This window comes from Vibrio iocasae (genome assembly GCF_042245395.1).
Lineage (GTDB): Bacteria > Pseudomonadota > Gammaproteobacteria > Enterobacterales > Vibrionaceae > Vibrio > Vibrio iocasae.
Genome location: NZ_CP145311.1, coordinates 2,713,243 through 2,738,872 on the forward strand (window position 1 = coordinate 2,713,243; position 25,630 = coordinate 2,738,872).

Here is a 25,630-nt window from a genome sequence, read left to right on the forward strand (position 1 = left end):
ATGACTCAAACGGCTATTCCATCCGAGTTTGAGAAGTATATGCAAAATCAAATCAGTGTCGGCAAAGCGCCAGACATGAATGAAATGATTTTTGCCTATATTCCAGACCTAGACCCAAGCCAGCCAATCGACAGAACTCAGGGTTTACCTGATGTTGCAACGTGGGTTTACCAGCAAAATATTGATCAAGTCGGAAAGGTGGGTGATAACGCGCTTGCCTACTCGGTAGTCATTGCTGGCTCAGTCGATGCCTTCACTTTCAACGCTATCTACCTGCGAGACAAAAATATACCCAATTCCTGCGGCATGGTGGTTCACAAAGCCAACGAGACAAAGGAGAAAGGCTCTGCCGTAACCAAGTCACTTCTGCAAGAGTATCTAGGCGCGGCTGAACTTGTGGGTATCAATGTAGATGCAGGCACCTGGCAAATTGATTATCAAGCCAGATTAATCGGTATGGATGAAGACCACCGACTGGCCTGCCTGGATAACTATGGCCATACAGCATTTATTGAAGGCTTTGATGTTACTCAGCAGGCTGACCCCACCAAATACAAAGTAAGTCCGGGTATCGCTTATGTGGGTGGCCTTCGTGCAGTGTTGGCAGAGGAAACGCTTCTAACCATTCCCGCTGGCCCAATGAATATCTACATCGATGTGTATCGAGATGGTTCGTCAGTTTCTGCATGGAAGAATTACATCAATATTCAAGTTGTTGATGCGGGGCTTATCGATTATGAGCTTGATGGTAAGCAGCATTGTGTTGCAAAAGTCGCCACGGTGAATGCGGATGGTAGTGTGACGGATGAGCGTATCGATTCGCCCATTGATAAGTTGTTTAAGTCCATAACGGGCTTTAAAGGTGAGTTTCACATCGAGCAAAACATACCAGGTTGGGTTGATCTTAAAGGTGGCGCGCTTTCACGCGAAACAGATTCACGTCTTTGGCAACATGCTCTACTTGGTGGAAAAATTGTATCTCAAGCATTGAAAGATGCTGACCCAATGGCTTATGCCATGAAGTTTGGCGATGGTGATGGCGCAACAACTTTCACTCTTCCAAATCATCACTTAGGGCATTTTACTCGTGGTAATCCCGCTGGTGTTTTGATTGGCGAAACTCAGGAAGATTCAATAAAGCAACACTACCATGACCTGAAGCTGAACCCATTAAGGTCCGCTTCAACGACATCAGGTGCTGGTGCTCTTGCTTCTAACGAAGCTCATATGGGGAGAAATACCGTGGATGAGTCTTCGCACATTACCTTATATGGGAACTCAGCCTATCAGGCTATGGTTGATGCGGGCGACGAAACCAAACCTAAGACTGGCAATCTTTGCATGAAAATCTTCAGAGGGTTTATCTAATGAAAACGGTTTATCACTTTAATCATGAGACTAAAGCCTTTGCAGGAAAGAGCTTACTTCACAAAGACACAGTATACGGTGACTACATTAAACCTGCTTTTTGTACGTTCACAGCATTACCTGAGTTTGATGAGAAAACACAGTTCTGTGAGTATCAATCTGAGGATGATAGTTGGTTGGCTAAATCATTGCCCGTTGAGGTAACGGCCTATCTGAAACAAGACAGAACACCAAAGGTATTCGAAGATAATTCACTGGTTTCTTCTAAGTACACACTGTTGGAGCCAGCCACCCAATACGATGAGTGGGACGGAGAGCAATGGCTAACAAACCTAAGTAACCAATACATTGCTGAATATGCTCAGGTCGATGTTACCCGTGAAAGCCTTTATCGAACTCAAACTGACCCGCTAGAAAACAAAGCGAGACGGTTAGAACGAAACGGTGCTACTGCTGAAGAACTTCAGGTTTACTATGACCGTATTAATGAACTGGTAACCAAAATCAAAGCTGATAACCCTTGGCCTAGCCCTCCGGTGGTTTAAATGAGCTGGACGCAATCCCCACTCACATGGCCTGCTTCTGCGCAAGCCATTCAAACCAGTGCTGAAGGTGTCACGAATCAAGTTGGCACTTAAATGAATAATGCCGTTGGCAGGCTCACAGCTCTGCAGGGTGATGCGGCTTATTCGCGCCACCCTTTAAGTACCGAAGCCGAAGCATTACTGGGGTTGCGTGCTGATCTTGAATTACTGCTTTCACAGGGTACAGTCCTCAGCGTAAACCCGTACCAGTTTCATGTCGGCAACAAACTGGATTCTGGCTGTTACCTGAACCCGCAAACCGCTATTAAAGTACTCACTCAGAAAATGCGTGATCATTCGGATACCCATAGGCCAAAAGGTCAATTGAATGTGGTGGCCGTGATGATTACCGCGTCTCGATTGGGACAATTTGCCACAGTGCTCGCTGATATTGCGTCAATTTGTCCCACTCCAGATTGGTGCCAGGTGGCAAGACAGGCAACTGCGCTAACGACAAAGGAAACCGATAAATTCTATCAGCCAGCTTCTATCATACAGCCACGCTTTAAACCATCCTGCTCTTTGAACGCTAGCCCATTACGTGAAGCACTGAATTATCAGGGTAGCCAAGTTGCCACACTGGAGTCACTGGCAAACGACAAGACCAACGTGATCGGTAAGCTTTCAGTTTTGGCACAAAAACGAGCTGATAGGTTAGCGGATATTAGTCAGCAGCTTAATGCACTAAAAAACCTTCGAGGTAGCGTTTGGAGTCTATCGCTAACCGGAAATGCAGAAAGCATCGCTAGTCAATTAAGCCAAACCACCGCACCTAGCAACCATCAGTTCACGATGGCCAGTTTGCTGATATCTAATGCACCTCTGACGTTCTTTAAGGAGCTACTATGCTGAGCCTGGACGGTGAAGTCCTAAAGCTAGATTCAATGCGGGTTTCCATGAATATGGAGCTGAAAGATCAGGATATGAGCGGGCAGTCTTCAGGCACAAATCGCTCAGAGCAGGGTGACAAAGGCAAAAAGCTTTCTTTCTCTGGCCGAGTACCGTTTGGTGATGATTCGGTATTAACTCGGCTTTATGAGCTGGCTTCTCAGAAAGATGCATCAGGCAGTCGCAAAATTTATCGCATCGGTAACACCACGGCTCGTTCCCTCAAGATCCGTGAAGTGAAGTTCACAGGCAATATCCGCGCGGATGAAAACGAGTCGTTGATGGCATGGAACGTCTCGTTTGAACTTAGAGAACACAGCAGCGTAGCCGAACAAAGAGAAATACGCGAAAAAGCCCAGAACAAACCAGAGCAGCAACAAAATACGCGGATGCAAGAAGCGCTATCTATTGCGAAGGAGGCAACCGAGTGAAGTTAATCAAACGTCTCTACATCAGTAATCAGGAAGTGGGTATCTCCACCAATATGGCAAGTCTGAAACTCAGCAATGGCGGTACCGCCATTTTTGTTATTCAGGTAGAACAAAGTCCCAATGCGCTTGAACTGGTTCGGTTCGATATTGGCTACGGCGAAGATATGTATACCTGGTTAGAAGGTTACATTGATAAAGTGCAGCCCGCGGAAAATGGTGCCTACAAAATTACAGTGAAGGAAAATGCCGGGATTCTGGCAAAGCGCTGGCCGCTGAGTCTGGAGCACCCAACTGTAGCCGATGTTATCGAGCAGCTTGAAAGCCTCACAGGTCTTGATTTTCAGTTACCTGACGCAGACTACATTAACAAAGTAATACCAAACTTCGTCTGCTCTGGTACGGGTTACCAATGTATGCAGCAAATTGGTAAAGCCTTCGAAATCCCTGATTTTGTCTGGTATCAGAACGATGACCAAAGCGTGTATTGTGGCAGCTATGAACATAGCCGATTTCATGGAAAAACACCGGAAGTACCGTTAGAGCTAACATCACGAAGAAATGGTGACAATATGACATTTGCGCCATTTCCGATGATTCGTCCAGGACATATCCTTAACGGTAATCGCATCCATCGACTTGATCTGATTGGGGATGAGATGACCGCGTATTGGAAGCCGCAAAATGCCGAGATTCCGCCAAAGAAACGGGAAACGCTTCAGAATTTTCCTGAACTGGCAGCTGGATATCATCTGCCTAAGTTTGGCCGTGTTGAAGCCGTCAGAGATACAGCTAAAGCAGGACAAACATCTGATCCATTTCGCCCACGTTTTGCCATTGATTTACAACTGCTGGATGAGAACTTTAAACCAGATGCTGACGTTCCGGTTTATCGCTCCATTCCTCTGCCGGTCATCATGAGCGGCCACGAATCCGGATTTCTCTCTTATCCATTGGAAGGTACGTTAGTTGAAGTCGCTTTTGCCTATGGCCGGAACGACAGGCCAATCATCCGCAATGTCTACGGTAGAGATTATGCATTACCGGATATTGAGCCAGGTGAACAGCTTCAGCAGCAAAGACAGGAAGTCAGCCACCGTATCAATGCAGCAGGACATACTACCGAACAGACGGACCAAAGCCACACATCTAAAGCATTCCAGAAGTTAGAGCTGGCCGACAGATACAAAGCAGAATTCGGTCAACACCATATGATAATCGATGAGCACAGCATTGAAGAGATTGTTGGTAAAAAGCTGATAGAAGCACTGGGTGCTCTCGACCTGTTAGCAGGTGATGACATCACACTGGGAAGCCTTGGCAATATACAGACAGCCACTGCCGGTGATCTGATAGAAACCATCGGTAAGGTTCGTCGCAGTATCACAACAGAACATCAGTGGTTGCAGGCTCCAAAGACGTGGGTTGGCTCGAAACAAGAAAATGTTCTGATACTGCTTTCTGAGTTAATGCAGGTAGTCAAAGAGTTAGCCGATACACTGGCAAGTCATACGCACAGCGGAGTACTAGCTGGCCCAGCAACAACAGCAGCACCTGTTCAGGCCAATGCTATTACTGAACATGGTGGTGATAGCAACTCACTAAAAGAACGGTTGGATCCTATGAGTAGCACAGGTTAGCTTATTAGCTAAAAGTTATTCAACACAACTTCTTATGTAATAAAGGGCTAGTAGTACCAACCTAGCCCGATGTTTTGCTAACTATGAAAGGCGAGTGTTATTGCTGTCTATTGTCGAGTAAAAGTGAAAGTGCCAATATGCATACTTGTACTCCGGTGAATACCGTCTTCAAAATCAGTATCTGCACTATTAGAGGTTAAGAGTGCGATATTTTGTTTAGGTGAACTATCTGCATTCGCAGAAGTAAAGACTGTCCCATCATCAGTTCCGGAGTCATATACTTTGAGCTGAACAACCACTTCGTCCTTCCAAGAACCACTTTCAAAAAGATCTAGGCTATCCACCCCAATAAACCAATCAGGGCTTGGTGCAATCATTGTAATAACACTCACTAAGCTAAAGCTTTTATCAAGAGTAAAAGAGACACTTGTTTCAGTTTGCCCGAAGGGAAGTCCACTTCCTTCAATTAACGATTGACTGTTTCCTAAATTTTGTATGTCACCTATTTCTGTTTTTATAGTATCTGTTCCTCCGGTTTCAGCCACAATTTCAACACCCGATGTTGCTAATGAACCAGATGTAAAAAGGCTAGCGGAGGAGTTATGCGTCATACCTATCAGTGGTGAAAAGTGAGCGACACCCGCAGGGTAGTTGGTAGGAAAATTAGCTGCACTCCAATCACTTTTGAATGTTAGTGTGTATGTAGCGCTATCGGAGCTAGAGCTCACCGAGTTATTGTCATCACCACACCCGATAAGTAATAAACTTATAACTACGGGTACAAGCACTCTATTGATGTTCCTTTTCATATTGCGTCTCCTTTACTAGTTGTTAAAAGACAGAACAGGATAGTCCCTGAAAAATTTCAGATGAGATTAAATAAGTTAATCCTGAACCACGAACGAACACACCCAAGTGACGGAAAGCGCACTCCTCTACACCCGCCTGCGATGTTTTTTGACCACTTTTTTTGCAGTTTTTATCCTGCGAAATTCTCATAGGCTGAACCTGGCCTCACGCCTTATATAGCAAAGGGCTTCGGGACGTGATCAAAGACTAAATACAGGGCGTTCAAAATTTCAATGATTTCAGTTTTTTGTAACTAATTGAAAAAATGAAGATCCGGAAAGATTAAGTAAAAATCGATAACTCATTGAAAAGTAACGATATGTATGATTTTCGTCAGCAATTGGAAAGATCTGACATGCAAAATAAAGATCTCGATAAAAGACCTTCAAGCCTTATCCCAAAAGGGATAAGGCTGCACCGTCGCTAAGATAAAAATTTCATTAACTGTAAAAAGTTCGGAACTATAAACACAAAAACCCAGATACAGAGAATCCAATTTTTTAGAACTCAATGCAGATGAGCAAGCTTTAACTTATGATGAAGAACAGCTTTGTTCGACTACCTCTAAGAATGCTGTATTTGTAACAAGTTCTCCGAGCGCTTGGCGGGAAGTATTCGCAAGCGACCGTCTAAGCCAAGATTGGAATAGAAGACCCTTATCGTACTCAGAGCGGATGCGTTTAATGAACTTGATCTCATCGTCTTTTACCAACATATAAGATAAATCTATAATCTCACTTCCTACTAAGTTGTCTCTTGCAGCTAAGTGTATTGTTGCATCAAGAGAGCAAGAGCTGTTTTTAGAAGGCAAAACGATCTCATCCAATGCGATTTTAGTTTCGGATTTAACTATCTCATTGATGGGCTTGGTGTATGTTAGCCCTGCTGTGCTGCCATCAGATTGACATGGAATACACCCAAACACTGACATCGTATATTGACTAATCTTGATATGTGGTTCGTATTTAAACTCTCCAACTTGTATGTTGGGGATATTCCGTTCACTTTTTACAACTATTAACGTATCTTCTGCCGTCAAATCATACTGAATAGGACTAGCAGAACAACCAACTAATGTTACAAGCCCTAATGCCAAAAGCGCTTTTTTGATAAACATCCTTTTTCCTTTTTAATAATTATATCAATGTATTAAGCAAATAATCGGAAAAAGATATTATCTTAATGAATGTTATTTTTCTACATCATAACCAACTGAAATTCATTTACTTTTCTTACCAGTCACTCCCTCGATACTGCCCTGTCATAATTGCAAAGAAATCGTCAACTGCACCATCAAGAAACTCAGCCACACTTTCTAGTGCTCGAATATCAATCTGAATGCCATATCTTTTCTGAGGGGAATTGCCGAACAAAGGCTTATACTCATATTCTCTCTTCGGCCCAAATGGTCTCCCATCTTTTGGGTAGGTGTACCTCGCATCCATAAACAAACTAGTGTTAATCGCTAAGTCATCTTTTAAAGAGAATCCATAGTGCTTGAGGTAGTTCTTCTCAAGAGCCTCTGCCACCTTCGGCTCTTTCTCTGCTAACTCTTCGAAAATTTTATTTAGTAGGTGTCCCTGAACATGGTCTTTGTGAACATTGGTAAGAATGGCGCGACCTTCTGGGATAACCGTTTCTGTTACACAGATACACTTCAAAAATAACTCAATAGAAAAAGCCATTAGCGTGTAATAGGGATTGGATCCAATATCATCCGTCTGCTTAAGTATTAAAGCAGCTTTATAGAATTCTTTGGCATCTAGATACATAAAGTAATCGACTAGATCTTTGTTGATAATTTTGTTGTTCGACATGGACGCCGGTCCCTTTAGTGTTAATTAATAACCTATGGTGTATATCCTTAGCCTTCCTTTACTAAGTGCTTAAATTTCTCTTTTTCTATAGAAGGAGAGGACTTAGATTGACGTCCCTTTGCTTTATTTGTAGGAAAGTCTGGATGGACAAGGCTAAGTGCCACTCGAACCATTCCAATTTGAGCATACTTCACATTAGCACTAGTCTCGGTATCCACTGGAGGGTTGTTTAATTCATACGCTAGAACAGCATCATTAGTTCGAGCTAAAAGGTCTTCAACATCCTTTAGCGTCCTATATCCAAATGTTCTTAATTCATTAATTAGCCCAGGAAGGCGATCTGGGTTATTTTTTCTGTCAGGATATTTCCAGTCAAGAAAAGCACTCAAGTTATCGATATCAATTTCAGCATTAAGAGATTCAAACTCATTATTCTCAATTTCTTTTGTAATTTTCTTATGATATTGCACTCGCAGTGACCGAATATGTTCAAACTGATCATCAGCTGTTTCAAATAATCCAGACAAGGCATTAAGCTTTCTACGTAATGGCCTAGGAACATCTGACTCTTGTTTGTAACTGAGGTGATGTGCAACTACAGCCCAAGCATCTTGCAATATTGTTCTTACTTGCAGCTCGCATGTAAGATCATTTATGCCTTCATATCTTGCACCGTTATAATTGGACTTGAGCTTAATAAGATAGTGAAGCGCTCCGTATCCAAACTGGTCATCTTCATTCGAAGACACCTTGTCAGCTTTTTCTATAACTTCAAACTCACTTTCAATCAGTGCTTCAATCTTTGGCCTATCTGAAGAATACAAGTAAACAACCCTAGCACCAGCATAATCAGTTATTTCTGAGAACGGATCAGAATAGCTCTTACGATATAATTTTTCGCAAAAGCTATCCTGCGTTTTGGCTCTTGCTGTTACTGCTGCAACTTCAATATCTTCCTGTTGAAGCTTTTGTTTGAGGATATACTGAACCTCCTGACATAAAGATTCATACTTTGGTTTGTTCTCATGAAACTTACGAATGTATTCTGGGTTTTCATCCCATACCATATCAACATAGGTGCTTTGCAAAACAGTTCCTTTTGTCACTCGATAAAAGCCGAATAACACCGATAGTAACCGATTGACAACCTAATACCTTGATCGTACTCTTATTTCTGCACTGGCAAAATCCAGGGCCGGGATTAGTCCCCCGTTTTGATTTCTCAAGGCACATAGATGCCGGCTTTTTGCTGGTTTTTTTATATGTGCAGTTTCGGCACACCTAAACATGGTGAATTTGTCTAACTATTAGACAATATCCTGAATTATGGTGGGCTGAACGGGGCAGCTTCGGCTGGCCGTTTCCTTGAGAGCGGTAGGACTAACCCTGTTCAGTTCACCACCCGAAGATTAGTCCCTCCGAGTGGTGATTAAACTAAGTCATTCTCAAGGAGGCCATCATGCCTACAACTTCCCTTACCCTGACTGTATCTGATCTTGTCTTTAACCAAGGCGAAGAAATCCGCACCAACTCTTTGAAAGTTGCAGAAGCATTTAACAAACGTCATGATGATGTATTAAGAAAGCTCAGAAACCTTGAATGTTCTTCTGATTTCATTGACCGCAATTTTGCGGGCAATGAATATAAAGACGGAACTGGCAGAAAATTACCTATGTTTGAAATGACCAAAAACGGCTTTATGTTTCTTGTTATGGGGTTCACCGGAAAGAAAGCAGCAGCAATCAAAGAAGCCTACATAAACGCATTCGATAAAATGGCTGAACAACTTAGAGCTATCGTCCCTGCCCTACCCCAACAACAAAACCAACTTACCGAACACTGCAACCTACCCCAATATTTTGAATCTGGTTGGATACCGGCTCTCTGGCAAAGACAACCCACCCACGTTCGTCACGCCTGGATACATCACGTAAAAATCAAAGTTCACCCACACTCATTCAAAAATAAGCTCTGTGGCCATGTGATCTTAGGAATTGGAGGAGAAGGTGAAAGCCAGCCTGACCATTCAACAGAAAGTGGCGCATATCGAAATCAAGGATATTACTACGAGTTCAGGTTGCTCGATGAACTATGGGAAAACATACGGGAAGATTTACTGCGGATGAACGCTGTATCACCGTTTTAAAAGATGGCGACACTTTGGTAGCAACTAAAAATCTGTCGCCACCTTGTCGCCACCACAGATACAAAAATGGCGTAACCTATTGTTTTATAAGGTTACGCCATTTAATCAAAAAGAGATGCCCCTATCCTTTGAGAGAACTAGGGGCTGGTTGCTAGCCAGATGCCTATGTGGAGATCAGAGAGAAATGTCACATAACCGGCTGAGCGTGCATCTTAAACTCTTCTACTGTCTGCAGTGTGAGAGTGAGAGAGCATCAAGTTTTCAAGTCTAAAATGCGATTGCCATAATAGCGCCATTCACAAAAGGTTCACGTCTGGACCCATTAATGCAGAGTAACGCTATTTCTGGAATATCTATTACTGAAGTAATGACATTGCAGAGTTTGGCAATTGTTTTGCTTGAGCAAGTATGGAAGTACCTGCCTGCTGCAAAATCTGGTTTTTCGTAAGTTCGGTTGTTTCCTTCGCGAAGTCTGTATCTTTGATACGGCTCTTCGAAGCTTCAACGTTCTCCTGGATGTTTGCCAGGTTGTTAATACTGTGGCTCAAACGGTTTTGCTTCGCACCAAGGTCAGCTCGTTGGCTATCTACATACTTCAGTGCTGCATCCAGAATACCTACTGCATTCTGAGAGCCTGTTACCGTTCTCACATCAATATCTTGAGCAGTCGTTACAACACCTTCTGCACCAGCAAGACCGATTTCACTAGCCAGTGGCCCACCGATATCCAGTCCACCCTGTAGGTTCGGCTCTGCTACGAAAATCTGAAGGTTACCTGACTCACCAACCGATGCTTTAAGCTTGTCGGTCTGACCGTTGATGTAAGTTGCCAATTCTTCAATATCGTCACCCACTTTAGCTTCGATATTGATAACGGTATCTTCTTCACCATTCTGACCAGCAATGGTCATTGTCATAGTGTTAGATCCCGCTGGTACACCCCAATCTTTACTGATCACTTTACCCTCAGGAAGTTCAGCAAAGAATGTGCTACCACCCATACGATAGTCATCAGCACGTACGCTGGTTAGACCCATTAGCATCGCTTCACCAGAGTTAGAACCAATCTGGAAAGCCGCTTCACCAAAGGTTCCGTTTAGTAGTCGGCGTCCACCAAACGATGTTGTTTCTGCGATACGGTTCAATTCATCTTGCAGTGCGCTAACTTCTTCCTGCAGAGCCTGACGTTCAGACGCTGAGTTCGAGCCGTTAGCAGACTGTAGTGACAAGTCTCGCATACGCTGAAGGATGGATGTTGATTCGTTCATCGCACCTTCTGCTGTCTGCGCAATCGAAATACCATCGTTAGCATTTCGCATTGCCACATCCAGGCCGCGTGACTGTGCAATCAATCGGTTAGAGATCTGCATACCCGCAGCATCATCTTTTGCACTGTTAATTTTGTGACCCGATGACAAACGTTCCATCGAGGTGTTCAGATTATCTGTCGCTTTATTCAGGTAACGCTGAGACGTCATTGCCGCGACGTTAGTACTTACTGTTACAGCCATCTTTTTGCTCTCCTGTTGAGTTCGCAAGCTTTTTGCGAAGCGGCCAGCTTAAGTCTCATTTGGATAAGCACTGACCGTGATAGTTACTTGCCGAATCCGATGTAACCATCAAATTCAAATTCATAAGTTGTCTGCATAAATACATTCAACATACGTGCCAAGTTTTAAATTACTCAACGATATTTATTGAAAATTAAAAATTAAACTTAAAAACAACAAGTTAAGCGCATTAACTTCGGCAATGTTTTAACCCGTGCTGCTTACAACCTCAAAAAAGCCTCTTTTTTACCACTGGCAAAGTTTGCCGCTTTTCCGATTCTTGCCTGTCTCTCTTCCGCTTTTGACTACAATTAGCCGCTCATATGGCATTAAGCTCATAAGGCTGTAGCTAATTTATATGTAGTTGAAAAGAGTCAGGTCTTTCACTTTGCCAAAAGCCTTGTGTGAAGCTTCCAGCGCTAATGAATTTTCATTAAATTCGATTACTGCTTGAGAGTAATCCAGATCTTCAAAGGCACTTTTGGACTTAGCCAATGTTAATTTAAAGTCCTCATGCAGATCTTCTTGTATATCTAAGGTGTCTAATCGAGCACCTACATCAGTACGCGCTTTCCCCAGATGAATAAATGCGGCATCAAACTCTTTTACCAGGCGATGCAACTGCCCGGTTGCCGACGCATCAGATACTGAGGCATCTTCCAAGTTGATGACATCTCTAAAGGTGTCAAAAATACTAATGGTTTTGCGTGGTTCTAAAGTGATGCTGTCACCGGCAGTGATTTGCCCCTTGATCTCAATATTCAGTCCTTCGTACTTAAGACCAACCTTAGGGTCAAACTCTTGAGCGGCAACCACACTGCCATCTTTTTCGAGCTGATAACCGAAATTGCCAGTCCCCATATCTACAAAGGTAATCTTGTATACTGACTCATCGAAATAGTCGGTATTGTTCGCTCGTTCAAGCAACAACTCCGATGCACCTTGTAAATCGTAACTTGGAGAGTAATCCCCAAACGGATTGTCTATCTCCATGTACACTTTGCCACCAGGATCGTTGATAGGCATTTCAAGCTGATTAGAGATCTTCATTTTTCTCTGGTATTCATCACCGGCATAAGTCACGTTCCCGGAGTTATCACGGAAAAATGGCTGACTCTTCGGCTTAGTACCAGCAAAGATATAGTTGCCCGACTCATCCTGACTGTTAGTCAGGTTTAGCAGATTATTAAATATCTCCTGCAACTCGCGCACTTTAGCTTCGCGATCCTGTTCTGAGTGAGAGCCGTTAATCATTTCCATAACGGTTCGTTTGGCTTCATCAGCGTAAGACTCTGAGTTTGCGACCAACACTTCATGATGTTCTAAACGGTTCCTTACCAGAACAATGGCATCCATATACTGGCGCAACTGCTCTGATTGCTGACCGATAGACTGGACATAATGAGTCGCAAGCGGGTCATCACTCGACTTCAACAGTTTTTTGCCAGATGCCAACTGTGCCTGGTTATGTATGACTTTCGCTTCTTGTCTTCTCAGATCATTCTGGACTGCCTGATAATTGTGGAAGCTGGAAATACGATTAATCATTCACGCCTCCTTATCTCAGTGCCAGTATGGTGTCGAACGTATCGTTCGCCACCTGCATAATTCGGGATGAGGCCATATATGACTGCTGAAACTTCATCATATTTGCCGCTTCTTCATCCATATTTACACCAGAGATTGATGCAATCCGCTCTTCAGCCGACTCTTTTTCTAAACGAGCAACTTCACTGAGTCGTTCAGCTGTCGACATCTTCAATCCCATGTCAGTGTTCAGGTTGTGGTAGACCTCTAAAACGGTGGTGTTTCCGTCATTTAGCTTCTTCTGTGTCTGAATATCCTGCATCTTACGCAAGTTACCGTTGTCACCTTCTGCATGAGTCAGGTTTGCTGCAAAACGGTCATCCGCTGCCGCGCCTTTGGATAAGCTAAATGTCGTTCCCTGTACAGTTACTGGGACCGATGGTGGGTAATCCTGAGGCTGGAGAAGCACATTGCCATTCATATCCAACACAGCATACTTGTCACCAGTTGGGGAAATAAGCACCTGAAACTCTTTTAATGCACCTGCTGTAAGTACACGAAAATCAGCATCTCCTCTGGTAGATGTCACTGAACTTTCGTAGCTTTGCGCTGTAAGCTTGGCCGCGTTGTCCATCGCAACTTCAATCTGTTCTGCACCTAATCGAACCGGACGAATGACGATCTTGTCTCCGGCTTCTGGTGCTGTCCTCAGTTCAATTCTCAGCCCATCGATATAAAGAGCAGAATCTTGCGGAGTAACTCTAACCAGCTCTCCACTAGGTTTGATAAACGTGTAATCACTACCGTTGTATCTCAAGTGGTAGTCGCCACCCTGAAGCTGGCTGGTATCTTCGATGAAAGCTGCAATATCAGCATTCGAGCCATTGCTGGTTATCACTCGAGATTTAGCAATGCGTTCTGAGTTCACATCCGTAAACAAGTTACTACCTACATTGCCGTACAAGTCCAAGCCGTGCGCCTGCAACTCATTGATTTCAAACGAGAAAGCCGTGGCCAGACGACCAAGCTCATCTTGAACGTAAGGGACGTACTCATCACGAAGCTTGAGCAACGATGCCATTTTCCCGTCTAGGCCATCATGCTTGATAGTTTTAAGACCTTTACCTTCGATCATCGCCAATTGGCGCTGTTGTGCGTCCGGTTCACCATCAACCATCAATAGAGTACTAGACTCAACACCTGAAACCAGAGTATGTCCATTACCAATATGAATATTAAAGCCTTCAGCATTTTTACGCGGTGTTACTGTTACCTTGGTATACTCTGCCAGCTCTTTAACCAGCTTTTCATGTGTATCCATCAGGTCATTGTGTGGCCCTGGGGTACGCATCATCAGGCGATGAAGATCGCGAATCTCAACCGCAATTTCATTCATTCGCTCAACGGCCAGTTCCAGTTTCTTATTTGTGTTGTCCGCTTCCTGACGTACTGTCTCGTAAAAAGTATTCAGGTTTTGACTTATTAGACCAGCTTTCTCAAGAACAACCTTCCTTGCACCCATATCGTTTGGTGAATCTGCCAGTGTCTTAACTGAGTCAAACCATTCGTTTAGGTTTTCAGGTATTTTCTTTGAAGCAAGCGAAGAAAGCATACTGGTCAGTGTGTCTAGTCCAGCTTCAGTATCGGTCGTATTTGAAAGGTTGGTTGTGGCAACATTTAACTCTTTAACGGCAAACTGATCCCATGAGCGGCGAACATTTTCCACATGGACGCCCATACCATAAGTTTCACCACCGTATTGACGAGGCATGTTGGTGCCCTGGATTACCGACTGGCGGCTATAGCCTTCGGTATTCGCATTCGATATGTTATGACCAGTTGTGTTGAGTTGTCTCTGAGCGGTTAATACGCTCTGAGTACCAACATTCAACAAATCCGATGCCATAATGCCCCCAGGGAAACCATAAAACTGAATAAAAACGTGTATCTGGAGTTAGTTTTGCAATTAGTGTGCCAGAGTTTTTATTTCTAGTTTCTCACGCTCTGCGTGGGAATACATATCTGGCTTTAAGGGATTGATAGTGGCAAGAAAACTGTTGAAGCGTTTGAATTGAAAGTGAAAAATTCTAGTTTAGGTATGCATTACCACGCAGGAGCGTGGTAACGTGCAATCTGCCTATGTCGTAGCAGTGTTCCCAGCATCGATATCCAGGAACCGAGAACATTAATGCCTACATCCGATCAATACGCTCTTTGACGCTAAGAACTTTCTCTGCATAGTTCGGGTCAGTTGCATAACCAGCTTTGTGAATACCATGAATGAAGCTCTCAGAGTTTCCTTGCTGTGCAAGCGTTTCATGGTATCTCGGGTTCTGATTAAGGAATCGGACAAAGTCGTTAAAGCTCTCTTCATAGCTGTTGTAAGAACGAAATGATGCGGTCTCTTTAACCGGAACGTTATCATGAAATTCCAGTGTCTGAGTCGCGACTTTTTCACCCTTCCAGCTTCTGTCGGCTTTAATGTTGAACAGGTTGTTACTGCTACCCAAAGAGTTCTTAGTGATTTTCTTGCCCCAGCCGGTTTCCAGTGCGGCCTGAGCAATTAGGAGTGATGGTTCAATGCCAAGTACTTTTGCTGCACGTTCAGCATAAGGAGTCATAGACTCAACAAACTGCTCTGGAGACTCGAAACGAGATGGCTCATTGGTTCTGCTCACGGACATAACACCAATAGCATCATCTGCCGCTTGTCTTGCCTTAGATGGATCGACAGGCAATCTCAGAGAGGTATCCATAGCAGCATTGCGCATAACAAGCTCTGTATCGTCCATCTCCGTACCAGCACTTAACTGAGCGACTATCATATCGGCTAAGCCAAGAGAGCCTGATGAGCTCAGTTCACTAGCCATCTGCTCATCTAACATCTGGCGGTAGAAATCCTGATTGCCACTTTTCATCAAATCAGACTCAAAGGTAGCGTTGGCATCTCTCATAGACTTAAACAGCATATTGGTAAAAATAGATTCAAACTGTTTTGCTGCCGCTCTTAGGGCTTCTTTCTGATCACCATCATCGCCACCTACCGCATCTTTACGCAGGTTATCTAAGCTTGCGAGATCATGAATAAAACCGATGTCATTTCCGTTATTAATCATAGCCGTTCCTTAGATGATGATTAGCTGACCTTCAATGGCACCCGCTTGCTTCAGCGCCTGAAGAATTGCCATCAAATCAGAAGGGGCAGCACCAACCTCGTTTACAGCCCGGACCAGGTCATCCAGAGTCAAACCCGGTTCAAATTTAAACATTTTGCCCTGCTCTTCAGTCACTTCGATATCTGAGTCTGGAACGACTACAGTTTGACCACCAGCGAAAGCATTTGGCTGACTAACATTCAGGTTTTCTTTGATAGCGACTGTCATACCACCATGGGTAACAGCGGCAGGCTTTAACCTGACATGTTGACCAACCACAATGGTACCTGTACGAGAGTTAACAATGATCTTTGCAGAGCCTTCTGCCGGGTTAAACTCGACGTTCTCAATCGCAGACAAGAAAGCAACACGCTGACTTACGTCACGCGGAGCACGAACTTTAACCGATGCAGCATCTACTGCAGAAGCCATTTGTGGACCTAGAAAATTGTTCACCGCGTCAGCCAGGCGCTGAGCAGTCGTAAAATCAGATTCTAAAAGGTTGAAGGTGATGTAATCGCCACGGCCAAATGGATTTGGGATCTCCCGTTCTACCATCGCTCCACCGGAGATCAAACCAACGGTTGGGTTGTTGCCGACAATTTTAGAGCCATCCGCCCCTTCTGCACTAAAGCCGCTCACAACAAGATTGCCCTGAGCAACGGCATAGATTTCTCCATCCATACCTTTCAGGAAGGTTTGCAGCAATGTACCACCTCGAAGGCTTTTTGCTGAGCCGATGGAAGAAACCGTCACATCAACTTTCTGACCTTGCTTTGAAAAAGCTGGCATTTCAGCCGTTACGATAACAGCGGCAACGTTTTTGGTCTTTGGCTTTGTACCTGCCGGCAATTGAATACCAAAGTTCTGCAGCATGGCATTGAAGCTTTGATCAGTAAATGGTGTATTTTCACCGGTTCCAGGTAAACCTGTTACCAGTCCGTAACCGACAAGCTGGTTACTTCTGACTCCAGCAACCTCTGCAACATCTTTAATTCTTGCCGCATTCGCGCTGGTAATCATCATCAGGGTACTCAGTACCAACACCATTAATCTATTCATCTTCAAACCTTCTCACCTGTCAAAGCTCTATCGTCTGCCAAAAAGCTGACAACTCATGCTCTCTTACAGAGATACATTAAAGAATCGTGCCAAGAATCCAGGCTCTTGCATATCTTGCTGCGTACCCGTGCCAGAGTATTTGATTCGAGCGTTGGAAATACGAGTCGAAGCAATTGTATTTTCGAAAGAAATATCATCCGGACGAATGGTGCCGCTTAGACGGATATATTCATCCCCAGTGTTCAGAGTCAGCCATTTTTCACCACGAATAACAAGGTTGCCGTTTGCCAGTACCTCAATTACCTCTACGGTAATTGAACCAGAAATACTGTTACTCTGATTAGCGCTACTCTGGCCAGTAAACTTATTGTCATTGCTTAGATTGTAAGAAAAGTTGTAATCACCAAGATTTAATTGCTGACCACCGACCTCAAGTGGATCCATGGTCGCATCATTAGATTTCGACAAATCAGCATCTGCACTTTTTGTTGCGTTAGTGCTTTCATCCAGCATTACCGTTACGATGTCGCCAACACCATGGGGTTTAGAGTCATCATAAAGATCACTGGCAAAATTAGTATTAAAAAGTGAGCCCGTTGCCGCTGCATAATGTTCTGGTTTCGGTGCTGGATGAATCGGAGCCCATGCAGGGTCGCCCGCAATAGGATCGGTTCTGCTACGCAGCGTATCGATAATACCTGAACTCTCTTCTTCAGACTTATCACCTTCAACTGCATCAACAACGGTTGTTGCCTGCTCTACATCTGTCCCTACATCTGGTGTTTCACCTATTCCAAGCACTGAACACCCCGACATCAAAGAAACCATTATTAAACACAGTATACGTTTCATGACTCTCACTCTCTCACTTTACGCTGCTAGCTATAGCTGCTGGTTAACAAATGACTGCATCTTATCTACTGCTGAGATAACTTTTGAGTTCATCTCGTAGACTCGCTGGGCTTCAATCATGTTTACCAGCTCTTCAGTAACGTTTACGTTGGATGTTTCCAGCATTGACTGGCGAACCTGACCTAAACCTTCCAGGCCGGGAACACCTTCAACTGCTTCACCACTTGCTCCAGTTGGCAGGTAGAGGTTCTGACCGATTGGCTCTAGGCCACCCGGGTTAATAAAATCAACGGTAGTAATTGCACCAACCACCTGGTTGTCTTGCTGACCACGAACACGTACAGAGACTTCACCATCCGTACCAATAGTTACGGAAATCGCATCATCCGGAATCGTAATCTCAGGCTCTAGGGCGTAGCCAGAACCAGAAGTTACGATGACACCTTCGTCATTTAGCGTGAACTGGCCGTTGCGCGAGTAACCGATATTGCCGTCTGGCAACATGATCTGGAAGAAACCGTCTCCCTCAATCATCATATCCAGGCTGTTACTGGTGGTTTGCGCGTTACCGTTTGTGTGAATCTTCTGAGTCGCAACGACTTTAGAACCTGCGCCAAGCATCAAGCCACTAGGCAGTTCTGTATTTTGAGAAGACTGACCACCAGCCTGATTTATGTTTTGATAGAAAAGATCTTCAAATACCGCACGGCTTTTTTTGTAACCTACGGTAGAGGCGTTTGCCAGGTTGTTAGAGATGGTTGAGATATTCGTTTGCTGAGCATCTAAACCTGTTTTACTTACCCATAATGCCGGATGCATAACTTATCCCCTCTCTTAGCTCATTCTCAGCAGCGAATCAGATGACTTATCCATATCCTCTGCACTGCTCATCAGTTTGACTTGCATTTCAAACTGGCGCTGTAAATCAATTAAACTTGTCATTTCACCAACGGCATTAACGTTACTGCCTTCAACTGCACCGGTAAGAATTCTTACACCGGCATCCGCTTCAAAATTCACGTTCGGATCTTTTGAGCGAAACAGACCATTGGTATCTTTAAATAATGTTCGGTTATCAGGGCGGGAAAGCTTAATACGGCCAACCTCTTCTATGGCATCTGCTGGTGCACCTTGAGGAACAACAGAGATCGTGCCGTCGCGACCAATCTCTACCTTGGCGACAGGAACAGGAAGCGTAATAGGTGCTCCTCCGTCATCCAGTACAACATGACCACTACCGTTTGAAAGCAAGCCCGTTTCATCAATATGCAGATTGCCGTTACGTGTAAGCCCTTCGGCTCCGGTTTTATCCATGACAGAAATCCAGCCATCACCTTCTACTGTGATGTCCAGGTCACGCCCGGTCGTCACGACACTTCCCTGAGCAAAGCTATGACCCGGACGTTCTGTCATGCTGAAAACGCGAGACGGCAAACCTTCACCGTAAGCTTGCATTGAGCGAGCCTGTGCTAAATCAGCACGAAAGCCAGTAGTGCTTACGTTTGCCAGGTTGTTTGCTCTTAGCTGCATCGCCTGCATATTTTGCTTAGCGCCACTCATGGCAAGAAACAGTGCACGATCCATAAATTTGCTCCAAAAATAACTTCTGGAACAGATAAAGCAATCAACATGCCAACTTTATTTATTGATAAATATCAATGAGATAATTTAAAAGATGTACTTCATTGCCACAGTGGCAATAAGAATATGAGAGAAGAATTGCCGATCAGAGCGGCAACAATATCAGACCGAGGGATACCACGGCCTGATATTTCAGATAATTGAAAGCTTGAAATGTCTATGTAGCTAACTCTTGTGTCCCAACTATCGAATCTGCAAGATTGTCTGTTGAGTCTGGTTGTGAACTTCTAGTGAACGAGAGTTCGCCTGGAAGTTACGCTGAGCGGAAATCAGATCCACCAGCTCCTGAGTCATATCAATGTTCGACTGCTCAAGAGTACCATTGGTAATAGAACCGAATGAACCTTTGTTAGACTCACCCCAGATCTTAGCACCAGAGAACTGTGTAGAGTCCCACTGAGTACCACCTTTCTTGTCCAGCCCTTGCTCGTTAGCAACACGAACCAGAGCAACACGGCCAAGAGATACGTTTTCACCGTTTGAGTATGTGCCCAAAACTGTACCGTTCTCGTCAAAGTCCAGTTTAGTCAGGAAGCCAGTTGTTGCACCATCTTCATCAAACTTAACCAGTTCAAACGGAGCGGCAAACTGTGTCGCACCATCCAGTTTAAGGCTGATTGCCTGTGTTGGATCAGCACCGTTCAGGTCGATTGGGTTCGCACCCGCACCCAACTGCTCAGTCAAAATCGGGTTACCGCTGTTCAGGCTCGCAAGCGTACCATCGTTGTTGAACCTCATGGTATGACCGACATGGCCTGTAGCATTAGTTGCATCACCACCAGTGATGTTTACAGGCTTTTCGCCCTGCTCATCGGTAATGGTGTAGTACGTCTGCCAGGTGTTCGGCTGAGTCATGTCCTTAAGATAGTACGTCGTCATCTTGTAAGACTGACCCATTGAGTCATAAACAGTAGAAGATGTTGAACGGTTGTAGGTTTCCTGATCCGTAAAATCAAACAAAGCAGGATCTTTCAGGTCACCGTTTGCCGGCAGGTTCACGCCGACTTCTACGTTTGCCGTCTGCTTTGGTTTACCAAACTCAGGCGGAACATTGATAGGTGTTGGCTCGTAAGAAAGTACTTCACCAGTATCCGGGTTCATCTGATAACCAAGTAGAAACTCATCGTTAGAAGTTACCATGTAGTTATTTTTGTTCAGATGGAACGCACCGTTACGGGTAAGCTCATTCTGCTGAGGAACCATACGATCTTTCGATACAGCAAAGAAGCCAGTACCACCGATTCGCAAATCCATTGGGTTGTTAGTATAGATACTTGAACCTTCGTGGAACTGCTGAGCTACTTTATTTGCCTGTACACCGCCACCAGGAGTGGTTTTAGCGTTGGTAAAAATTGAGCTCGAATATACATCACCGAACTCAGCACGAGACTCTTTAAAGCCGTATGTTGCGGCGTTCGCGATGTTGTTACTGGTTGTATTCAGGTCTAACTGCGCGGCAGAGAGACCACTTAAAGCTACATATGACATTTCAAATCTCCTAATCTAGCCAGCGTTAATTACGCTTTGCCAACTTCTAGTACTTCAGCAAGTCGAACTGGTGAATCAAATCCAGCCAGATTGAGCAGTACATTACCATCACCTTTACCTAGAAGGACGCTATTTACATTTGCATAAGTCGAAGTTTCAAACTCAGCACTTTGTCCGTCTAATAGGCCACTGGCTCTTACATTGTATTTACCAGCCGGCAATGGATTACCGTTTTCGTCTTTACCGTCCCATTCAATGCGATTGTCGCCTGCTGGCTTAGCTCCCATATCAAGAACTCGTACCAACTGACCAAGCTGGTCTTCGACCCGTACAAACAAGTTGTCTACGGATTGAGGCAGCTTAACCATGGCAGCCATACCAGCGTTATCGCCTTTAATGCCTGCGGCACCAGGAACCAATACATCCCGACCTACAAGTGACGAGGCTTGCAGAGCCTGATTAGAGGTCATTGATGAATTTAAGCTTTCAAACTGTCCATTCATCTTGTTGATGCCATCAACGGTCGCAAATGAAGCCATTTGCGCAATCATCTGGTCATTACTGACCGGCTTAAATGGATCCTGTTGAGCAAGTTGCTTAGTGAGCAGGGAAAGAAAATCTTCTTGTTTAAGATCTTGTTTACCTGTTGTCTCCGTAGGCTGTGTTTGCTCTTTCTGGAGTTCTTTAAGCTGGTCAAGGTAGGATAATCCGCTCTGACCAACATTGTTGATTGCCATTACGCTGTCTCCTTATCCTTATCGACCCATCTGCAGCGTACGCAGCAGCATTTGTTTACTTGCATCTGCTACCTGCACGTTTGTCTGATACGAGCGGGACGCAGAAATCATGTTTGCCATCTCTTCCATTACGTTAACGTTCGGCTTGTAAATATAGCCATCATCGTTAGCGAGTGGGTGATCAGGGTTATACTCCGCTTGCAGAGGCTTATCGCTCTCAACAATACCCATCACTTTAACTGGTACATTATGATCTCGGTTGTACTTCGCTTTACTTAACTCAGCTCCAAACACAGCATGGCGTGCTTTGTAGGTCTCTTTTGCAGAACCACTTACACTGTCCGCGTTTGCCAGGTTACTAGAGGTCGTATTTAGACGAACAGATTCAGCGCTCATAGCAGAACCAGTCACATTGAATACATTAAATAAGCTCATCTAATTATTCCCCTTTGATAGACTTCGTTAAGTTCTTGAATTTACTTCCAAGAAAATCCAGTGATGCCTGATGGCGAATCTGGTTTTGCATAAACAGGTTACGCTCTAAATCCACATCCACCGTGTTGCCATCACCAGTATCCGGTTGAGTTGGGATACGGTACATCTTTTCCCCTGTCACAGAAGAAGAGGCAGCGATATGCCGATCATTTGTTCGGGTAAGACCAAAGTTTGCCTCGGACGTTGCCGCCTGCAGCGCTCTCTGGAAATCCATACCCTTCGACTTAAAGCCAGGAGTATTCGCTTGCGCAATGTTAGTAGAGATAACCTCTGCATTGCGTTCACGCAGTCCCACCGTGTGTTGGTGGATTCCTAATGCGTTGTCAAAAGATATGGCCATATGATGCCTCGATAACTTCAAAAGTGACTTACTACAGAAATAAAAGCAATCATCGTGCCAAACTAAATTTCCACTACAATTTTCTTTTATTTAACTGCACAACAAATCGTTGCAAGCACAACATGTGCAACATTCACGCCACAGTTAGGACATGATGGTGTGATTTGAAATGTCTTTTTGATCTTAGCTTAGGTGGGGAAGAAAAAACAGGTTCGCTAGCTCCCACGCTCCCGCGTGGGATTTCATAACGAAGTTAGAAAGGTTATTAAAGGACTTTAGAAATGGGTATTTAGATATGCATTCCCACGGGGACCGTGGGAACGAGATAAAAGACAGCTCACCTATAGGACGAAGTCTGTCTTACTAACCTATCGTCTACTTCAACTTATAGATAATTCCTGGGTTACAACGAACCATCTCGAACTTATCTGTAAGACCAGTTAGGGATTCAGATGCTCCAAGCAACAAGTAACCACCAGGATTTAAAGTACCTGCAATCGAGTTTAATACCTGAGATTTCATGTCAGGAGAGAAATAGATAAGTACGTTACGACAAAAAACAATGTCAAACTTGCCCAGCAGTGCGTAACTCTCCATCAGGTTTTGCGGACGGAAGTTCACTAACCTTTTAACGTTATCTTTCACCTTCATCTTGCCATCACCTGCATCCTCAAAGAATACACGGCGACGTTCCGGAGACAACCCTCTACCTAGAGCAAGGTTGTCATAGATACCCGCACGGCACATATCCAACATACTAGAGGAAATATCTGTGGCAGTAATTGACACACTAGGAAGCAAACCTGGTCTCTTGGTTTGAGTTTCCAAAATGGTCATCGCCATGGAATAGGGTTCCTGCCCCGAAGAACTGGCAGCAGACCAAATCTTAATTGGTCTTTTCTTTTCAGCCATTTCCGGAAGAAGTTTGTCTGATAATACAGTGAAAGGGTAACTATCCCTAAACCATAATGTCTCATTGGTCGTCATTGCGTCGACCGCAGCCACGCGTAAATCACGGTTGCGGCCAGTCACTACTTCTCTTAATAAATCTGAAAGCGATCCAAGCTTATATTTGCTCACCAATGGGCTTAGGCGGCTTCGTACCAAGTATTGCTTACTATCCCCAAGTACTATCCCGCACTGTGATTCTAAAAAGCGACTAAACTCTTTATATTCTTGGTCGTTTATCGTAATCGCTGTCATTAGGCTCTCTTTATTATTTAATCACTGCAGCTTTCACAGCGGCACCCAATTCATCAGGGTTAAACTTCGCTATAAATTCATTCGCGCCTACACGTTCAACCATTGCCTGATTAAACACGCCACTCAATGATGTGTGTAAAATCACGTGTAAGTCTTTCAAATCCGGATGGCGACGAATCTCTGCTGTAAGAGTATAACCATCCATCTCTGGCATTTCGATATCAGATATAACTAAAGAGATGTGATCGAAGATATTTCCATCAGCCGCGAGCTCAACAAGTTTCTCATACGCTTCTTTACCATCCTTAACCAGGATGCCTTCAAAGCCAATAGACTCCATAGCACGCTGAACCTGCTTACGCGCAACAGTAGAGTCATCTGCAATCAAGACGCGACGAAGAATAGGTTTTTCCTGCTCTACTTCTACCTTGGCAATTTCTTCTGCAATATCACTGCTCATTTGCTCATCAACAGGCGCGATCTCTGAAAGAATTTTCTCGACATCCAGAATTTCGACCAGTTCGTTATCGATATTCGTTACCGCTGTCAGATAGTTAGACTTACCAGCACCATCAGGTGGAGGAAGAATCGACTCCCAGTGCATATTGATAATTCGTTCAACCGAAGTAACAAGGAAGCCCTGAATCGTACGGTTGAATTCTGAAATCACCACAAAGCAGTTTTCAGGATTTTGAGTCGCTCGGCCACCAATTGCCAGACTAAGATCAATAACAGATATCGTCTGACCGCGAATATGTGCGACACCTATCACATGCGGATTCAGGTTTGGCATAGAAGTAAGCTTAGGACATTGAAGAACTTCTTTGACTTTAAATACGTTTATGCCATAACGTTGACGTCCCATAAGGCGGAAAGTTAATAATTCTAGTCGATTTTGACCTACCAGCTGTGTTCGCTGGTTAACTGAGTCCATAATACCGGTCATATCTTCAACTCCATTTCTAACTTCGGTACAAAAATTGATAACCTAATAAGGCTATTATAAAAATAAGCAGACAATGTGAACACCGTACAGCAGGTTATAGCAAATATGTATATTATCTCTAAGTATAAAGCTTTGTATAAAAAGTTTGATAAATCTATCGGATTTTTCATATTTTTATTTTCAATATCTTGCCATGCCGCAACTCAAGAGCAGCTATCGACCATTCAAAAAGCCGCGGAAGCTCACGTAAAAAGTATAATAGAAGTACCAAATAACGGGGAACTTGTTGCCCAGGCTGCAAATTTAGACACTCGTCTTAAGGTCACAACCTGCCCTTCTCCCTTACAAACCTCCTCCTCTAAAAAGAGCAATCGAACCAGTAACGTCACTGTTTTGGTTAAATGTGAAGAAGACAACTGGAAAGTCTATGTGCCCGTACGAACAATTGTCTCGCTTCCTCTTGTAACGGCTACACGTTCACTAACTAAAGGTGAAATATTAAATAAACAAGACCTTACGCTGACCATGATTACTCTTAATGCTTATCGTCGGCAAGGCTTTACCGCACCAAGTCAGGTTACAGGGGCCAAACTCAAAAGAAACATCCGGGTTGGTGACGTGCTTGAGCGAAATGATATCTGTGTTGTCTGCCGTAATGAAAAGGTGATAATCAAGGCGGTTAAAGATGGATTGGTCATTACTACTAAGGGAACCGCCTTAAGTGATGGCTCTCACGGTGACCAAATTAGAGTAAAAAATGACAAGTCGAAGCGAATTATTGATGGTGTAGTCACAGGAATCGCTGAAATAACTGTATATTTTTGATCGTAAATCACGCAAACTACGATGTGACTGAGAATTTCTAAATTTTGTGAAAAAGTACTAAAGTAATAACTGTATCAGTCGATACTCTG

The 25,630-nt window shown here is 44.0% G+C and carries 24 protein-coding genes and 1 pseudogene; 7 read left to right on the forward strand and 18 right to left on the reverse strand.

From position 1 onward, the window contains the following. The 5 genes and pseudogenes from SNR28_RS22195 to SNR28_RS22215 form a co-directional block, all read left to right on the forward strand. Nucleotides 1–673 (forward strand): annotated as a pseudogene (locus tag SNR28_RS22195) (phage tail protein); the annotation flags it as partial. Nucleotides 674–1,367: 694 nt separating this feature from the next. Next, nucleotides 1,368–1,913 carry a hypothetical protein gene (locus tag SNR28_RS22200; RefSeq protein WP_375750956.1) on the forward strand — a complete coding sequence of 182 codons (546 nt, stop codon included), beginning with the start codon at nucleotides 1,368–1,370 and terminating at the stop codon, nucleotides 1,911–1,913. 93 nt (nucleotides 1,914–2,006) lie between these two features. After that, nucleotides 2,007–2,804: a hypothetical protein gene (locus SNR28_RS22205; RefSeq protein WP_375750958.1), complete on the forward strand. Its 798-nt coding sequence runs from the start codon at nucleotides 2,007–2,009 to the stop codon at nucleotides 2,802–2,804. Next, nucleotides 2,798–3,271, forward strand: a complete 474-nt coding sequence (locus SNR28_RS22210) for a DNA-binding protein (protein ID WP_375750960.1) — start codon at nucleotides 2,798–2,800, stop codon at nucleotides 3,269–3,271. Before SNR28_RS22205 ends, SNR28_RS22210 begins: the two co-directional genes overlap by 7 nt. Further along, nucleotides 3,268–4,908: a hypothetical protein gene (locus tag SNR28_RS22215; RefSeq protein WP_375750961.1), complete on the forward strand. Its 1,641-nt coding sequence runs from the start codon at nucleotides 3,268–3,270 to the stop codon at nucleotides 4,906–4,908. Before SNR28_RS22210 ends, SNR28_RS22215 begins: the two co-directional genes overlap by 4 nt. 107 nt (nucleotides 4,909–5,015) lie before the next feature. Here the strand turns inward: SNR28_RS22215 and SNR28_RS22220 are convergent, their stop codons facing one another. From SNR28_RS22220 to SNR28_RS22235, 4 genes are all read right to left on the reverse strand, one after another. Next, nucleotides 5,016–5,717, reverse strand: coding sequence for a spondin domain-containing protein (locus SNR28_RS22220; protein ID WP_375750962.1), 702 nt, complete (start codon nucleotides 5,715–5,717; stop codon nucleotides 5,016–5,018). Nucleotides 5,718–6,289: 572 nt separating this feature from the next. Next, the gene (locus tag SNR28_RS22225) at nucleotides 6,290–6,874 is read right to left on the reverse strand and encodes a hypothetical protein (protein WP_375750964.1); all 585 of its coding nucleotides are present in this window, start codon (nucleotides 6,872–6,874) and stop codon (nucleotides 6,290–6,292) included. Between the two features lie 115 nt (nucleotides 6,875–6,989). Further along, the gene (locus SNR28_RS22230) at nucleotides 6,990–7,574 is read right to left on the reverse strand and encodes a hypothetical protein (RefSeq protein WP_375750965.1); all 585 of its coding nucleotides are present in this window, start codon (nucleotides 7,572–7,574) and stop codon (nucleotides 6,990–6,992) included. Between the two features lie 47 nt (nucleotides 7,575–7,621). Beyond that, nucleotides 7,622–8,680, reverse strand: coding sequence for a GTP pyrophosphokinase family protein (locus tag SNR28_RS22235; RefSeq protein WP_375750966.1), 1,059 nt, complete (start codon nucleotides 8,678–8,680; stop codon nucleotides 7,622–7,624). Between the two features lie 353 nt (nucleotides 8,681–9,033). Between SNR28_RS22235 and SNR28_RS22240 the strand changes: the two genes are divergently transcribed. Further along, nucleotides 9,034–9,720: a Rha family transcriptional regulator gene (locus SNR28_RS22240; RefSeq protein ID WP_375750968.1), complete on the forward strand. Its 687-nt coding sequence runs from the start codon at nucleotides 9,034–9,036 to the stop codon at nucleotides 9,718–9,720. Between the two features lie 356 nt (nucleotides 9,721–10,076). On the opposite strand, the gene SNR28_RS22245 is transcribed toward SNR28_RS22240, so the two are convergent. The 14 genes from SNR28_RS22245 to SNR28_RS22310 form a co-directional block, all read right to left on the reverse strand. Beyond that, nucleotides 10,077–11,231, reverse strand: coding sequence for a flagellin (locus SNR28_RS22245; protein WP_375750970.1), 1,155 nt, complete (start codon nucleotides 11,229–11,231; stop codon nucleotides 10,077–10,079). A 393-nt stretch (nucleotides 11,232–11,624) separates the two neighbouring features. Continuing rightward, nucleotides 11,625–12,818: a flagellar hook-associated protein FlgL gene (gene flgL, locus SNR28_RS22250; RefSeq protein WP_375750971.1), complete on the reverse strand. Its 1,194-nt coding sequence runs from the start codon at nucleotides 12,816–12,818 to the stop codon at nucleotides 11,625–11,627. A 10-nt stretch (nucleotides 12,819–12,828) separates the two neighbouring features. Beyond that, nucleotides 12,829–14,703: a flagellar hook-associated protein FlgK gene (gene flgK / locus SNR28_RS22255; RefSeq protein WP_375750973.1), complete on the reverse strand. Its 1,875-nt coding sequence runs from the start codon at nucleotides 14,701–14,703 to the stop codon at nucleotides 12,829–12,831. Between the two features lie 286 nt (nucleotides 14,704–14,989). Then, nucleotides 14,990–15,913: a flagellar assembly peptidoglycan hydrolase FlgJ gene (gene flgJ, locus SNR28_RS22260; RefSeq protein WP_375750975.1), complete on the reverse strand. Its 924-nt coding sequence runs from the start codon at nucleotides 15,911–15,913 to the stop codon at nucleotides 14,990–14,992. A 9-nt stretch (nucleotides 15,914–15,922) separates the two neighbouring features. After that, the gene (locus tag SNR28_RS22265; protein ID WP_375750977.1) at nucleotides 15,923–17,014 is read right to left on the reverse strand and encodes a flagellar basal body P-ring protein FlgI; all 1,092 of its coding nucleotides are present in this window, start codon (nucleotides 17,012–17,014) and stop codon (nucleotides 15,923–15,925) included. A 63-nt stretch (nucleotides 17,015–17,077) separates the two neighbouring features. Beyond that, the gene (flgH, locus tag SNR28_RS22270) at nucleotides 17,078–17,866 is read right to left on the reverse strand and encodes a flagellar basal body L-ring protein FlgH (RefSeq protein ID WP_375750978.1); all 789 of its coding nucleotides are present in this window, start codon (nucleotides 17,864–17,866) and stop codon (nucleotides 17,078–17,080) included. Nucleotides 17,867–17,896: 30 nt separating this feature from the next. After that, nucleotides 17,897–18,685, reverse strand: coding sequence for a flagellar basal-body rod protein FlgG (flgG, locus tag SNR28_RS22275; protein WP_375750980.1), 789 nt, complete (start codon nucleotides 18,683–18,685; stop codon nucleotides 17,897–17,899). Nucleotides 18,686–18,700: 15 nt separating this feature from the next. Next, a complete protein-coding gene (locus tag SNR28_RS22280) occupies nucleotides 18,701–19,450 on the reverse strand; it encodes a flagellar basal body rod protein FlgF (RefSeq protein ID WP_375750981.1) in 750 nt (249 codons plus the stop codon). A 240-nt stretch (nucleotides 19,451–19,690) separates the two neighbouring features. Continuing rightward, nucleotides 19,691–20,995, reverse strand: coding sequence for a flagellar hook protein FlgE (gene flgE / locus SNR28_RS22285; protein WP_375750982.1), 1,305 nt, complete (start codon nucleotides 20,993–20,995; stop codon nucleotides 19,691–19,693). A gap of 29 nt (nucleotides 20,996–21,024) precedes the next feature. After that, a complete protein-coding gene (locus tag SNR28_RS22290; RefSeq protein WP_375750984.1) occupies nucleotides 21,025–21,732 on the reverse strand; it encodes a flagellar hook assembly protein FlgD in 708 nt (235 codons plus the stop codon). 18 nt (nucleotides 21,733–21,750) lie between these two features. After that, nucleotides 21,751–22,167 carry a flagellar basal body rod protein FlgC gene (gene flgC, locus SNR28_RS22295; RefSeq protein WP_375750986.1) on the reverse strand — a complete coding sequence of 139 codons (417 nt, stop codon included), beginning with the start codon at nucleotides 22,165–22,167 and terminating at the stop codon, nucleotides 21,751–21,753. Nucleotides 22,168–22,171: 4 nt separating this feature from the next. After that, nucleotides 22,172–22,567 (reverse strand): flagellar basal body rod protein FlgB, encoded by a 396-nt coding sequence (gene flgB / locus SNR28_RS22300; RefSeq protein WP_375750988.1) that lies wholly within the window; start codon nucleotides 22,565–22,567, stop codon nucleotides 22,172–22,174. A gap of 375 nt (nucleotides 22,568–22,942) precedes the next feature. Further along, a complete protein-coding gene (locus SNR28_RS22305) occupies nucleotides 22,943–23,770 on the reverse strand; it encodes a CheR family methyltransferase (RefSeq protein ID WP_375750990.1) in 828 nt (275 codons plus the stop codon). Nucleotides 23,771–23,783: 13 nt separating this feature from the next. Continuing rightward, complete coding sequence (locus SNR28_RS22310; protein WP_375750991.1) at nucleotides 23,784–24,716, reverse strand: chemotaxis protein CheV; 933 nt, start codon at nucleotides 24,714–24,716, stop codon at nucleotides 23,784–23,786. Between the two features lie 105 nt (nucleotides 24,717–24,821). Here SNR28_RS22310 and flgA point away from each other — a divergent pair, with 105 nt between their 5' ends. Beyond that, complete coding sequence (gene flgA, locus SNR28_RS22315) at nucleotides 24,822–25,541, forward strand: flagellar basal body P-ring formation chaperone FlgA (RefSeq protein WP_375754145.1); 720 nt, start codon at nucleotides 24,822–24,824, stop codon at nucleotides 25,539–25,541. Nucleotides 25,542–25,630: the final 89 nt, after the last annotated feature.